This is a genomic window from Actinocorallia lasiicapitis, assembly GCF_054778695.1.
Window position 1 is genome coordinate 1 of record NZ_BAAGZI010000017.1, and the last position, 12,645, is coordinate 12,645.

Here is a 12,645-nt window from a genome sequence, read left to right on the forward strand (position 1 = left end):
CGCGAAGCCGAAGCCGCGCGGCCCGGTCGCCGCGCCGCAGCAGAAGCCGGGCGGCGGCGCGTTCGCCGCGGAGTGCGCACGGCGGTTCCCCGAGGACGCGGTCAAGCAGCGGGCCTGCACGGCCGTCCTGGACGGCTGGTTCGGCGGCTGAGAGTTCCGGAGCTGCCGAAGTGCTCCCGGGTGGCCTAAGGTCTAGGGCTTTAGTGGCATACCCGAGAGAAGGTGCGAATGCGGGACATCGAGCTCAGCAGGCGGCAGGCGCTCGGCGGCGTGAGCGCCGCGACGGCACTGGCGCTGGCCGGCTGGCAGGGGAAGGCTTCGGCGGGCGAGGACGACAAGAGCGTCACGATCACCGTGATGGGCACGTCCGACCTGCACGGATGCTGTCTGAACTGGGACTACTTCAAGAACGCCGAGTACGACGACGCCAAGCACGACGACATCGGCCTCGCCAAGATCTCGACCCTGGTCAAGCAGATCCGCGCGGACCGCGGCGGCCACCGCACGCTGCTGTTCGACTCCGGCGACACCATCCAGGGCACGCCGCTCGCGACCTACTACGCGAAGATCGAACCGATCACCGAGACCGGCGAGTTCCACCCCATGGCCCGCGCCATGAACGCGATCAACTATGACGCCGTGACGCTCGGCAACCACGAGTTCAACTACGGGCTGCCGCTGCTCAAGAAGTGGATCCACCAGATGCACGCGCCGGTGCTGGGCGCGAACGCCGTCAAGGCCGGGTGCGACGTGCCCGCCTACGAGCCGTATGTGATCAAGCGGATGCGGGTGAAGAACCACGGTAAGCCGATCCTGGTCGGCGTGCTCGGGCTCACCAACCCCGGCGTCGCGATCTGGGACAAGGCGAACGTCGAGGGCAAGCTGGACTTCCTCGATCTGGTCGAGACCGCGAAGAAGTGGGTGCCCGTCCTCAAGGACAAGGGCTGCGACCTCGTGATCGTCACCGCGCACGCGGGCGACAACGGCTTCTCCTCCTACGGCGGCGACCTGCCCGTCGAGAACGCGTCCGCGCTGGTCGCCGAGGAAGTGCCCGGCATCGACGCGATCCTGTTCGGCCACGCGCACAAGGAGGTGGCGCAGCGGTTCGTCACCAACAAGGCCACCGGCAAGCAGGTGCTGCTGGCCGAGCCGTCCTACTGGGGCCGCCGGCTCGTCGTCATGGACTTCACGCTGGAGCCGACCGGGAAGAAGAACGACGCCTGGACGGTCGTCACCAAGTCCGCGATCTCGGTCAACAGCAACACCGTCGCCGAGGACCCGGCGATCGTGAAGCTGATCAAGCCGCAGCACGACAAGACGGTCTCCTACGTCAACCAGGTGATCGCGAAGTCGGCGGCCGAGCTGAGCGCCCAGGAGTCCCCGTACAAGGACACCGCGATCCTCGACTACATCCAGAAGGTGCAGATGGAGACCGTCAAGACGGCGCTCGCGGGCACGTCATACGCATCACTTCCGGTGCTGTCGATCGCCGCGCCGTTCAGCCGGACGGCCGTGTTCCCCGCGGGCGACGTGTCGATCCGCGACATCGCCGGCCTGTACATCTACGACAACACCCTGATCGCCAGCGTGATCACCGGCGCTCAGGTCAAGGACTACCTGGAGTACTCCGCGCGGTACTTCAACCAGCTCGCCCCCGCCGCGCCGGTCGACGTGGCCGCGCTCACCAACGCGGGCGGCATCCCCGACTACAACTTCGACCAGCTCGCCGGGGTCTCCTACGACATCGACATCGCGCAGCCCGCGGGCTCGCGGATCGTCGGCCTGACGTTCGAGGGCGCGCCGGTCGATCCGGCACGGCAGTTCGTGATCGCCGTCAACAACTACCGGCAGTCGGGCGGCGGCGGGTTCCCGCACATCACGTCCGCACCGGTCGTGCTCAACGCCCAGCAGGAGATCCGGCAGGCGCTGATCGACTACGCGACCGCGACCAAGATCATCGACGCGGCGGACTTCCACACCGTCAACTGGAGGCTCGTCCGGGCGGGTGTCCCCGTCTTCTGAGCGTGATCCCGCCGGCCGTCGTCTGACGGCCGGCGGGTCAGACGACGCGCTCGAACGCCAGGGCGACGTTGTGGCCGCCGAAACCGAACGAGTTGGCGAGCGCGGCGGCCGGGCCGGGGGACAGCTTGCGCGGATCGGTGACGACGATGTCGAGGTCGATGGCGTCGTCGATGTCCTCGAGGTTGATCACCGGGGGGATCAGGCCGTCGCGGAGGGTCAGCACCGTGATCAGCGCGCCGAGCGCTCCCGCGCCGCCGAGCAGATGGCCGGTCATCGACTTGGTGGCCGTGAGCGGGATGTTGTAGGCGTGCGCGCCGAACGTCGTCCTGATCGCGTTGATCTCGGCGACGTCACCCTGCGGGGTGGCCGTGGCGTGCGGGTGGATGTGCACGATCTGCTCGGGGGTGAGGCCCGCGTCGGCCAGGCAGCGGGCCATGGCCTTGGCCGCGCCCCGGCCGTCCTCGGGCGGCTGGACCATGTCGTGGCCGTCGGAGGAGTAGCCGATACCCGCCGCGACCGCGTGGACGCGCGCCCCGCGCGCCGCCGCGTGCTCCGCGGACTCGATGACCAGGATCGCGGAGCCCTCGCCCAGCACGAAGCCGTCACGGGCCTTGTCGAACGGACGGGACGCGCCCGCCGGGTCCTCGTTATGGGTGGACATGGCGCGCATCGCCCCGAACGCCGCCACCTGGAGCGGGTGCACACACGCCTCCGTGCCACCGACGATCACGACGTCGGCGCGGCCCTGCTGGATCATGTTCATGCCGTAGCCGACGGCCTCGGCGCTCGACGCGCAGGCGCTGGACAGGCCGCTGCTGAACGCCTCGGCCTCGAACTGCTTGGCCACCTCGAACGCGCCGCCGTCCAGCCGCATCATCCCGTAGGTGTCGGGCGAGACCCGCGTCCAGTCCTCTTCGAGATAGCCGTCGTAGTTGACGAGCGCGGACGCGATGCCGCCGATGCCCGTCGAGATCACGACGCCGAGCCGGTCGGGGTCGACGCGCAGGCCGTCCGGGTCGGTGTAGTCGAAGCCCGCGTCGCGCATGGCCTCGGTGGCGGCGATCAGCGCGAACTGCTGGCCGCGGTCGAGCCTGGCGCGCCGCTCGTCCGACAGCAGGCCGGTGTCGGCGGGTTCGACGGCGGCGACAGCCGCGAAGCGCACGGGCAGTTCCTCGGCCTCCGGCCAGGCCAGGCTCTTCGCACCGGGCGTCCCGGCGAGGAGGTTCTCCCAGGTGGACGGGACGTCGCCGCCCAGGGGGGTGGTGGCTCCCAGTCCGGTCACCACGACACGGGTCTTGCTCATGGGGCTGCCTCCTCGGGATGCGTGCGGGCCGGAGGATCGAGCCTGCCGTCCCGGGAGAAGGGTCGATAGTTCCGGAGTGACGAAGTTCGCACTGATTACTTGTCAGTAGCGGAATGGATTACTTTGACGGGTATGACGAATGTGGTGGATCTGTCCAACTGGCCGTTGATCAGAGCGGCGCAGAACGGGCGGCTGAGCGTCGCCGAGGCGGCCGACTTCAACGCCGGGATGACGGCCGTGTTGGAGCGCTCCAACAGCGAAGGGGTCAGGTTCGCGGTCGTCGTCGACCAGAGCAGACGGGAGGCACCGCAGAAGGGCGCCCTCGAACTGATCCACGGCTACTGGGCCGAGCACGCCGTCGAGATCGCCGAGCGGTGCTGCGGATACGCGAGCGTCGTCGCGACGCGGGAGCTGGCCGACCTCGTGGTGAACCCCGGGCCCGCGGGGCTGCTCGTCATGGGGACCACCGCGATGGAAGAGGCCGTGAGCTGGGCGAAGGAGTGCCTGGCCGCTCAGTAGGGGCTGGGCGCGTCGTCGATGATCACGTGCATGGTGCCGCGGCCGGAGGCCGGCAGGCAGGTGGCGAGCAGCGCCGCGCACTGCGCGGGCTCGGCCAGCGCCCGGCGCGGGATCATCAGGGCCGCGGTGCCGTCCCGGTCATAGAGGACGAAATGGGTGGGGTTCTCCTCGAAGTGGCTGAGCTCGGGCCACGAGTAGAACGTGGTGATGTCGGCGACGCGCGAGGTGATGCCGGCGACCGTCAGGGTCTCCTCGCACTCGCCCGTGAACAGGTGCGGATGCTTGCGGATCAGGGTGCGGGCCATCCGTTCGCCGCCCTTGGCCGCACGGAACGGCAGGAGCAGCAGCAGGGCGCCCGCGACGACCGTCACGGCCAGGGCGAGATGCTGCGGCAGCGCGCCGCGGACGATCGCGTACACCGCGGCGATCCCGGCCAGCGCCACGAGGATCCCGACGGAGCGGTCGCGGGCGCCGTTCGGCTCCGGCGCGCCGTCGAGCACCGCGACGACGTCCTCCAGTTCCAGCGAGTACCGGACGGTCAAAGGCTGCACCCGCCAAGGGTACGCGCCGCCGCCCTGATCGCCTGGGAACGTCGGCCCGGTTCAGGCGCGGTGGCGGACGGCGTGGAACAGCGCGACGGCGGAGGCGAGGGCGGCGCCCGCGGCGACGATCCAGAAGCAGAGGACGTAGGCGTCGAGGGTCGGCGCGCCGGACGGCAGGGTGCGTGCGGCGAGGATCGCGGCCGTGATCGCGCCTGCCGCGCTGCCGCCTGTGGTGCGGACCAGCGAGTTGATCCCGCTGGCGATGCTGCTCTCGGCCAGCGGGACGTGTTGGACGGCCAGCGTGCCCAGCGCCGCGTACGCGATGCCGAAACCGATCCCCTGAAGCGCGCTGAAGATCAGCAGATCGTGGCCGTGGGAGTTGGCGACCGCCAGCCACAGGTAGCTCATCGCCGCGAACGCGCTGCCGATCGCCAGCGTGAGGGCGGAGCCGATCCGGGCCGCGATCCGTCCGGCGAACATCGAGCAGACCAGCATCGTGACCGTGCTGGGCAGCCCGTACAGGCCGACCGCGAGCACCGAACCCGACAGGCCGTAGCCGACGATGTCGCGGTCCGCCTGGATGAAGTTGGACGCCAACGTGAACGCCGCGAACATCGAGAAGCCGAGCAGGGCCGAGGCGATGTTCGCCGACAGAGACTTCGGGCCGACCAGCAGCCGCAGCCTGACCAGCGGTTCGGCGACCCGCAGCTCGATCAGCACCCAGGCCGCGCAGAGCAGGACCGCGCCGCCGAACAGGCCGAGCACACCCGCCGACGCCCAGCCCCACTTGTTGCCCTGGCTGATCGCCAGCAGCAGGCACGACAGCCAGGCGGCCAGCAGCAGCGCGCCGACCAGGTCGGGACGGCCGCCCGTGCGTGTCCCGGTGTCGGGAGCCGTCCAGGCGACGAGCACCAGACCGGCCGCGGCCAGCGCCGCCGTCATCCAGAACACCGGATGGTGGCTGGCCGTCCGGTCCGCGACCGCCCCGGTGACGATCATGCCGAGGGTGCCGCCGACGCCCATCGTCGCCGAGACGATCCCGATCGCGCCCATGATCCGCTCCCGGGGGAGCGAATCGCGGATCACGCCGATGGCCAGCGGGATCAGCGCCGCCGACATGCCCTGCAGCGTGCGCCCCGCCACCAGGACGGGCAGCGAGCCCGACAGCGCGCAGATCACCGAGCCGACGACCAGCAGGCCCATCACCGTCAGGATCATGGGCTTCTTGCCGTACATGTCGCCGAACCGGGACAGCAGCGGAGTGGCGACGGCACCGGCCAGGAGCGCGGCGGTGAAGACCCAGGTCACGGCCGTCACCGAAGCGTCGAACTGCACCATCAGCCGGGGGAGCAGCGGGATCACGACGGTCTGCTGCACCGACACCACGAGACCGGCCGTGGCCAGCGCGACCAGGGTGAGCCCCGGGGAGACCGACAGCCCGACGGCGGCCTGAGCCGGCTTCGCGGCCCCGGTGGGCGGGGCTTTCGGGACGTCGGTGGCCTCGGCCGTCATGCGCTCTCCCGGGGGGATGGGAAGTAGTTGCTTAAGTTAAGCAATATACCGAGGGGTATGCGGGCCCTACGCTTGAGGCCATGCCGGCACCGGACGACATCGTCGAGATCGAGCGCGCGCTGACCCGCGTCGCGCATCTGCTGACGCGCGCCCGCCAGCACGGCAAGACCGTCGCGGCCGCGGGCGTGCCCGTGGACCGGGCGGCCGTGCCGCTGATGCGGGTGCTCGCCGAACAGGACGCGCCGATGCGGCCGAGCGAGCTGGCCACCCGGCTGAACGTCGAGGCGCCCGCCGTCTCACGGCAGTTGCAGCGGCTGGAACCGACCGGCTATGTGATGCGCGTCCGCGATCCGGCCGACGGGCGCGCCCACGGAGTCGCCCTGACTCCGGCGGGACGTGCCGCCATGGACTCCATCCGCGCCATCGGCCTGCAATGGATGGAAGAGGCGCTGGCCGCCTGGTCCCTTGAGGACCGCCGTGACCTCGCCACCCTCGTCCACCGCATGGTCGACGATCTGGCCACCCATATGGACACCCGCTAAGGCATCACCTCCAGGCCGAGTGTGGCGGCTAGCAGCACTGCCTGATCCTGGTCGATCTTGGCTCCGGTGAGGGCCAGGGTGTGCGGATCGAGCTGGGAGAAGAGCGACGAGCGGAGATCGGCGGCGGCGAACGAGGCCTGGTGGAGTGAGGCGGCGGTGAGATCGCAGGCCCGGACGCCCGCGCCGTCGAACCGGGCGCCGGTGAAGTCCGCCTCGCGGAAGCGGACGCCCGTCAGGGTGCTGCCGGACAGATCGGCGCCGGGGAGGCCGACGAACGACCAGTCGCCGCCGTCGACCTTGAACAGGCCGTAGGTGCAGCGGTCGAACAGCGAACCGGTCAGCTTGCACGAGGTGAAAGCGGCGTCGAAGAAGGACGAACCGGTGAAGGTGCAGTTCAGGTAGGCGGATTCGGTGTGGACGGACGCGTTGAACCGGACGTCGCGGAAGGTGCACTCCTCGAAGACCGCCCCGGTGACGGCCAGCTCCATCCAGTCGAGGCCGGTGAAGAGCACACGGGTGAAGACCTCGCCGTCGACGTCGCGGCCGTCCCAGTCGCGGACGGTGCTGTCGGTCGGCGGAGTCGGTGCCCCGTGCGTACGTTCGGCCATATGAGGACCGTAACAACCGGGTAGGACAGAACCGCGGGTGCGATCCGGTCAGGAGAAAAGGCTCTTTCCGGGCAAGAAGGGCTACCCGCCGGTATGCACATGGATTAGCGTGCGCTCATCGCACCCCAGGGAGGCCCCATGCTGAGCACGATGCAGGACGTTCCGCTGCAGATCCGGCGGCTGATGGACCACGGTCTGAGCCGGCACGCCACCGCCACCGTCGACACCGTGATCCCCGGCGGGATGCGCACCTCGACCTTCGCCGAGATCGGCGCGAACGCCGCCCGGCTGGCGCACGCGCTCACGGAACTCGGCATCGGCGAAGGCGACCGCGTCGGCACCTTCATGTGGAACAACGCCGAGCACATGGAGGTCTACCTGGCCGCCCCCTGCATGGGCGCCGTGCTGCACCCGCTCAACATCCGGCTCCCCGGCGACCAGGTCGTCTACATCGCCAACCACGCCGAGGACTCGGTGGTGATCGTCGACAACTCGCTGCTGCCGCTGTTCGGGCCGCTGCTGCCGCAGCTCGAGACGGTCAAGCACGTGATCGTCAACGGGCCCGGCGAGCTGGCCGCGCCCGAAGGCGTCACGGTGCACGACTACGCGGAGCTGCTGGCCGGACGCGACAGCGCGTTCCCGTGGCCGGACGTCGACGAACGCCAGGCCGCCGCGATGTGCTACACCTCCGGGACTACGGGCGACCCCAAGGGCGTCGTCTACAGCCACCGGTCGATCTATCTGCACACGCTCGCGCTGGTCGCGCCCGACATCTTCGACCTGGCGGCCCGCGACAAGGTGCTGGCGATCGTCCCGCAGTTCCACGTGCTGTCGTGGGGGCTGCCGTTCGCGGCGTTCTCGACGGGCTGCTCGCTGGCGATGCCCGACCGGTTCCTCACCCCCGAGCCGCTCGCCGCGTTCATCGCCGCGTCCAAGCCGAACAAGGGCGCCGGGGTGCCGACCGTCTGGCAGGGGCTACTGGCCTACGTGAAGGCGACGGGAGCGGACATCTCGTCGCTGGAGAGCGCCGTCATCGGCGGCTCGGCCTGCCCGCCCGTCCTGCTCGACGCCTACGACGAGCTCGGCATCACCCTGCTGCACGCCTGGGGCATGACGGAGATGTCGCCTTTGGGGAGCCTGGCGCGTCCGCCGCACGACGCCACCGACGAGCAGGCCCGCGCCTACCGGCTGACGCAGGGCCGGTTCATCGCGGCCGTCGAGTCGCGGCTGATCGGCCCGGACGGGTCGGTGCTGCCGAACGACGGCGAGAGCGTCGGCGAACTGGAGGTCCGCGGGCCGTGGATCACCGCGTCGTACTACAAGGCGGACGACCCGGAGAAGTTCCGCGACGGCTGGCTGCGCACCGGCGACGTCGGCCACATCAGCCCGGACGGCTTCCTCACCCTCACCGACCGCGCCAAGGACGTCATCAAGTCGGGCGGCGAATGGATCTCCTCCGTCGATCTCGAGAACCATCTGATGGCCCACCCGGCCGTCGCGGAGGCCGCCGTCATCGGCGTCCCCGACGACAAATGGGGCGAACGGCCGCTGGCCGCGGTCGTCTTCCGTGAAGGGCAGTCCGCCTCCTACGCCGAGCTCCGCGACTTCCTGGCCACCCACATCGCCAAGTGGCAGCTCCCGGAACGCTGGACGACCATCGCGGAAGTCCCCAAGACGTCCGTCGGCAAGTTCTCCAAGGTCACCATGCGCGCCCACTTCACCGAAGGCGCCTACACCGTCACCCACCTGGAGAAGTGATCACACCGGCTCCCGTGCCCGGTTCGCCACGAACCCCACGGCGAGCACGACCACGCCGATGACCTTCCGGGACCGCGCCGGCTCCGCGGCCGCGGTCCCGTAGGCCACCACGGCCCGCCGCGTCATCGCGGGTTCTGTCACCGGCACATGATGAGCTGGGGGCTCACATTCATGGAAGGGGTGGGCGGAATGCTGGTCGCTTTCTCAGTGACGCCGCTAGGGGTCGGCGAGGACGTCGGCGCGATCGTCGCGGAGGCCGTCCGCGTGGTCCGCGCCAGCGGTCTCCCGAACCGCACCGACGCGATGTTCACCACCATCGAAGGCGACTGGGACGAGGTCATGCAGGTCGTCAAGGACGCGACCGCCGCCGTCCAGGCCCTCTCCCCCCGAGTGAGTCTCGTCCTCAAAGCCGACCTCCGCCCCGGCACCACCAACGCCCTCACCACCAAGGTCGCCACCATCGAACACCACCTCAGCTGAGCAAGCCCTCAGCCCCCGACCGGCTCGCGGATCGGGGGCTGAGGGAAGGTTCTAGAGGCTGCGGACGAGCGAGGCGAACGTGCCACGTCCGAAGATCAGTGCGGCCTGATCGGGGTTCTTGGAGTCGCGGACCGCGATGACGGCGGGGAGCCCGGCGACTTCGACGCATTCCTCGCCCGTGGGTCCGCTGTAGCTGCTCTTCCGCCATACGACGGACGACAGGTCCACGGTGCTCATAGGCCCTCCAAAGCCGTGCGAAGCAACTCTAGGGAGTCATCTGCGGACATAGCCGCCCCCCTGATCAGATCGAAGCTTAGCCGGAAGGTCTCGACCGTTGGCGGGTGGTCAGTGATCGTGCCGCCCACATATCCCTCGGTGTAGACCATCTCCGGAGCTCCGACGGTGCGCAGCATCGTGAACGAGCCGGACAGGCCCGCGTGTGCTCTTCTGCCGGTCGGGACGACGTGCAGCGTGACGTTCGGCATTTCGGCGATCTCCATGACCCGGGTGATCTGCTCCTTCATGTCCTCCGGGCCGCCGATCATCCGCCGGATCACCATCTCGTCGAAGATCGCGACGATCCTGGGTGCGGCGTCGCCCACGAGGATCCCCTGACGGCCGATGCGCTTGTTGACGAGCGTCTCGATCTCGTTGGGAGCGCGTCCTGCCGTCACCAGCTCGTGCGCGTAGGGGCGGGTCTGGAAGAGGCCGTGGAAGACGGTGACGCCGAAGATATAGAGGAAGGAGGCTTTCGCCTCCTGCTCGATGTAGTCGATGAATCCAGGCGAGAACTCGATTTCGTCGCGGTTCTCATCGAGGAGATCCCAGTGGTCGGCGAAGAGCGTGCCCGTGGAGAAATAGGTGTCGCAGTCTTCGGCGAACTTCTTGGACGGCCAGTTCTTCCGGGCCTCGACCTGGCCGACGTACTGGGACGTGTAGCCGAGTTCCTCGGCGAGCCGGTTCTTGGACCGTGTGCCGCGCAGCGCCGTCAGGGTGATGGCGAACGCTTGCAGCGTGGGCGACTGAATGGTGGTGCTCTGGGCGGGGCATGGCGGCGTCTCCGGGGGGAGGAAACCAGGGCGGGTTTCGGTGATCGGCCGTGCGGTTTACGTCCTGGTGGTCAGGGGTTCGTAGCCCACAGTAACCCGGGCGGCGATTCTGGTCATGGGAACTGGAGAGTTCCGTCAAAACGGAAGCGGCCCCGGAGTCGCGGTGCGAGCACACCGGCCGGGGCCTTGATCAGACTAGGAGGTCTGACCCATGGTGAAGCTTACGACGCCCCCGTCGACGGCGTGGGCCTGGCAGGCCGCGGCCCCGCCCGGCGCGCTCCGCTACGTCTTTCCCGGGGTCGGCGCGACGGTGCGCGAGGCGCGGCTGACCGTCGAGGAGCTGTTCCAGGGGACGGGACGCGCGGACGACGCGGGGCTCATCGTCAACGAGCTCGCCGCGAACGCGCTGCTGTACACGCGCTCCGGCCGGGCCGACGGCTGGTTCGGCGTCGAGATCACCTTCGGCGCACTGGCCCGCGTGGCGGTGGCGGACCTCGGCGGCGCCGGATCCCTCATCGGCGCGCCCATGCCCTCGACATCCGCCCGCGCCGACCCCCCGGACGAGCCACCGAGCCTCCCCGGCAGCGATTTCTCCGACTCGCATCTCGACGGCGTCCCACTGGGCGGACGCGGCCTGGCCATCGTCGCCGACCTGGCCGTCGTCACCGGAGCCTGCGGCAGCGACGCCCTGGGCCACCTGGTCTGGGCCGACCTAACCCTGCACGACGACCCACCCGAATCCTGACCCCCGCCCCCAAGATCGCCGCGAGCTGCGGCATGTCGCCCGTTTCAGGGAGCGCAAAAGGGCGACACGCCGCACCTCGACGCGATCTTGCTGGAAAGGGTGAAGGGGGGCCGGGGTGGGGTCCTATCGACGTCGCCGCTTGGAGCTCATTTCGGAACCGGCGGGGTGTGAGCGACTTCGCGTGCCATCTGGCCGTCGTTGATCCGGGGGACGCCCCCGTAGCGGCCGCGCAGGTATCCGCGTTCGAGGTTCTCCTCGACCCGGGGTCTGGCGTCGATCAGCGGATACAGCTCGGTCTCGCCGGTCGCCTTCTTCGTCGCGATCCATACCTGGTCGCGGTCCATCGGGTCGCCTGGGAGAGCGGTGCCGAGCAGGGTCGCGTCATGGGTGGTGAACAGCAGTTGCGCGCCCAGCGGGTTGGCCTCCGGATCCGCGAAGAGCCGCACCACCTGGGCGGCGAGAACCGGATGCAGGCTGGAGTCGAGCTCGTCGGCCAGCAGTACGGTGCCGCGTTCGAGGGCTTCGAAGACCGGTCCGAGGAAAGCGAACCAGGCGTGGGTTCCCAGGGACTCCTGAGTGGTGAAGTCCAGGGCGACCGGCTCGCCCGACGCCGTCCGATGCAGCAGCCGGACCTGGTCCCGGGGTTGGGCGCCCGGATCGATCCGCAAGCCGACGACGCCGAGGTCCGCTGCCCTGAGCATCGCCTCGGCCTGTTCGGCGTACTGGTTCCGCCGTCTTCTGTCCTCTACGAGGAGACGCCGTGTGTGCTCGCCGCGTCGAGGCAGATCGTCCCCCGAGTTGACCAGCCAGAAGTTGCCCAGGAACCAGCGGTGCACCGCTGAGAGCTGCGGATGGTTGAGGGTCGCGGCGGCCGTCAGGAACAGGGCGTTGGGCCGGGTGTACTCCGTCAGCCGGTCCTTGTCGCCCTTGAGCCCGTCGCCTCTGAAGAGGTACTCGCCTTCGGCGCGGTCGGCCTCCCGGTCGAACCACACCTGCTTGCGTCCGTTCGGGTAGGCGTGCAGCCATTCCGCCTCGACGCGCTCGTCCGACAGCTCGAACCCGTAGGTGTAGCGGACCTTCGATGCGCCCAGCAGAAGATCTGCTTCGAAGAGGGTCGTCTCGTCACGGCAGGCGGTGTCCAGGGCGAACGGTTCCCTGGGCACGCCTTCGAGCTGGGCCCAGTCCGCGAAGGAGACCCGGACCGCTTCACGCATGGCGCCGATCGCCGACAGCAGATTGGACTTGCCTGACGCGTTGGCGCCGAAAACGCCGACGGCAGGGACGATGCCGATCTCCCTGCCCTCGGACCGCACGCCCGTCATCCGCACGACGCCCTGGTTGAACTCGGTCGCCACGAACGACAGGACCGTCTCCTCACGAAGCGACCTGTAGTTCGCCACCCGGAACCTCAAAAGCATGGTCCCCCACCCTTCCCGCCCCCCAGAGGGCCTCTTCACACCCTCTCATGCAGAAAGTCCGCACGAAAGCGCCCGAAGCCACATGTTGGCCCGCGCCACACCTTGGCGCGATCTTGATGGTGGGTGGAAAGGCCGAAGGAGGAGCCC

General features: G+C 69.4%; 14 protein-coding genes. 6 read left to right on the forward strand and 8 right to left on the reverse strand.

Annotated elements, in window-relative coordinates; all coding sequences use genetic code 11:
- Nucleotides 1–228: 228 nt before the first annotated feature.
- Entirely contained in the window at nucleotides 229–2,022 is a 1,794-nt protein-coding gene (locus ACYVE7_RS03890; protein WP_460363127.1) for a bifunctional metallophosphatase/5'-nucleotidase, read from the forward strand.
- A 37-nt stretch (nucleotides 2,023–2,059) separates the two neighbouring features.
- Here the strand turns inward: ACYVE7_RS03890 and ACYVE7_RS03895 are convergent, their stop codons facing one another.
- Nucleotides 2,060–3,325 carry a beta-ketoacyl-[acyl-carrier-protein] synthase family protein gene (locus tag ACYVE7_RS03895; RefSeq protein ID WP_460363128.1) on the reverse strand — a complete coding sequence of 422 codons (1,266 nt, stop codon included), beginning with the start codon at nucleotides 3,323–3,325 and terminating at the stop codon, nucleotides 2,060–2,062.
- A 132-nt stretch (nucleotides 3,326–3,457) separates the two neighbouring features.
- Here ACYVE7_RS03895 and ACYVE7_RS03900 point away from each other — a divergent pair, with 132 nt between their 5' ends.
- Nucleotides 3,458–3,844, forward strand: a complete 387-nt coding sequence (locus ACYVE7_RS03900; RefSeq protein WP_460363129.1) for a hypothetical protein — start codon at nucleotides 3,458–3,460, stop codon at nucleotides 3,842–3,844.
- On the opposite strand, the gene ACYVE7_RS03905 is transcribed toward ACYVE7_RS03900, so the two are convergent.
- Nucleotides 3,838–4,395 carry a YcxB family protein gene (locus ACYVE7_RS03905; RefSeq protein ID WP_460363130.1) on the reverse strand — a complete coding sequence of 186 codons (558 nt, stop codon included), beginning with the start codon at nucleotides 4,393–4,395 and terminating at the stop codon, nucleotides 3,838–3,840. The genes ACYVE7_RS03900 and ACYVE7_RS03905 overlap by 7 nt on opposite strands.
- Before the next feature lie 51 nt (nucleotides 4,396–4,446).
- Complete coding sequence (locus ACYVE7_RS03910; protein ID WP_460363131.1) at nucleotides 4,447–5,898, reverse strand: MFS transporter; 1,452 nt, start codon at nucleotides 5,896–5,898, stop codon at nucleotides 4,447–4,449.
- Between the two features lie 80 nt (nucleotides 5,899–5,978).
- On the opposite strand from ACYVE7_RS03910, the gene ACYVE7_RS03915 reads away from it, so the two are divergent.
- The gene (locus ACYVE7_RS03915; RefSeq protein WP_460363132.1) at nucleotides 5,979–6,440 is read left to right on the forward strand and encodes a MarR family winged helix-turn-helix transcriptional regulator; all 462 of its coding nucleotides are present in this window, start codon (nucleotides 5,979–5,981) and stop codon (nucleotides 6,438–6,440) included.
- Here the strand turns inward: ACYVE7_RS03915 and ACYVE7_RS03920 are convergent.
- Nucleotides 6,437–7,048, reverse strand: coding sequence for a pentapeptide repeat-containing protein (locus tag ACYVE7_RS03920; protein WP_460363133.1), 612 nt, complete (start codon nucleotides 7,046–7,048; stop codon nucleotides 6,437–6,439). The genes ACYVE7_RS03915 and ACYVE7_RS03920 overlap by 4 nt on opposite strands.
- A gap of 138 nt (nucleotides 7,049–7,186) precedes the next feature.
- Between ACYVE7_RS03920 and ACYVE7_RS03925 the strand changes: the two genes are divergently transcribed.
- Nucleotides 7,187–8,806, forward strand: coding sequence for a long-chain fatty acid--CoA ligase (locus tag ACYVE7_RS03925; protein WP_460363134.1), 1,620 nt, complete (start codon nucleotides 7,187–7,189; stop codon nucleotides 8,804–8,806).
- Here ACYVE7_RS03925 and ACYVE7_RS03930 read toward each other — a convergent pair whose 3' ends face one another.
- Nucleotides 8,807–8,947 carry a hypothetical protein gene (locus ACYVE7_RS03930; protein WP_460363135.1) on the reverse strand — a complete coding sequence of 47 codons (141 nt, stop codon included), beginning with the start codon at nucleotides 8,945–8,947 and terminating at the stop codon, nucleotides 8,807–8,809. It abuts the gene before it with no gap.
- A 48-nt stretch (nucleotides 8,948–8,995) separates the two neighbouring features.
- Here ACYVE7_RS03930 and ACYVE7_RS03935 point away from each other — a divergent pair, with 48 nt between their 5' ends.
- Complete coding sequence (locus ACYVE7_RS03935) at nucleotides 8,996–9,286, forward strand: MTH1187 family thiamine-binding protein (RefSeq protein WP_460363136.1); 291 nt, start codon at nucleotides 8,996–8,998, stop codon at nucleotides 9,284–9,286.
- A gap of 51 nt (nucleotides 9,287–9,337) precedes the next feature.
- Here the strand turns inward: ACYVE7_RS03935 and ACYVE7_RS03940 are convergent, their stop codons facing one another.
- Together ACYVE7_RS03940 and ACYVE7_RS03945 are read right to left on the reverse strand one after the other, a co-directional pair.
- Nucleotides 9,338–9,523 carry a DUF397 domain-containing protein gene (locus ACYVE7_RS03940; protein WP_460363137.1) on the reverse strand — a complete coding sequence of 62 codons (186 nt, stop codon included), beginning with the start codon at nucleotides 9,521–9,523 and terminating at the stop codon, nucleotides 9,338–9,340.
- Nucleotides 9,520–10,380: a DUF5753 domain-containing protein gene (locus ACYVE7_RS03945; protein ID WP_460363165.1), complete on the reverse strand. Its 861-nt coding sequence runs from the start codon at nucleotides 10,378–10,380 to the stop codon at nucleotides 9,520–9,522. The genes ACYVE7_RS03940 and ACYVE7_RS03945 overlap by 4 nt, the downstream gene beginning before the upstream one ends.
- A 166-nt stretch (nucleotides 10,381–10,546) precedes the next feature.
- Here ACYVE7_RS03945 and ACYVE7_RS03950 point away from each other — a divergent pair, with 166 nt between their 5' ends.
- Nucleotides 10,547–11,080, forward strand: a complete 534-nt coding sequence (locus ACYVE7_RS03950) for an ATP-binding protein (RefSeq protein ID WP_460363138.1) — start codon at nucleotides 10,547–10,549, stop codon at nucleotides 11,078–11,080.
- 146 nt (nucleotides 11,081–11,226) lie between these two features.
- Here ACYVE7_RS03950 and ACYVE7_RS03955 read toward each other — a convergent pair whose 3' ends face one another.
- Complete coding sequence (locus tag ACYVE7_RS03955) at nucleotides 11,227–12,498, reverse strand: AAA family ATPase (RefSeq protein ID WP_460363139.1); 1,272 nt, start codon at nucleotides 12,496–12,498, stop codon at nucleotides 11,227–11,229.
- Nucleotides 12,499–12,645 lie beyond the last annotated feature (147 nt).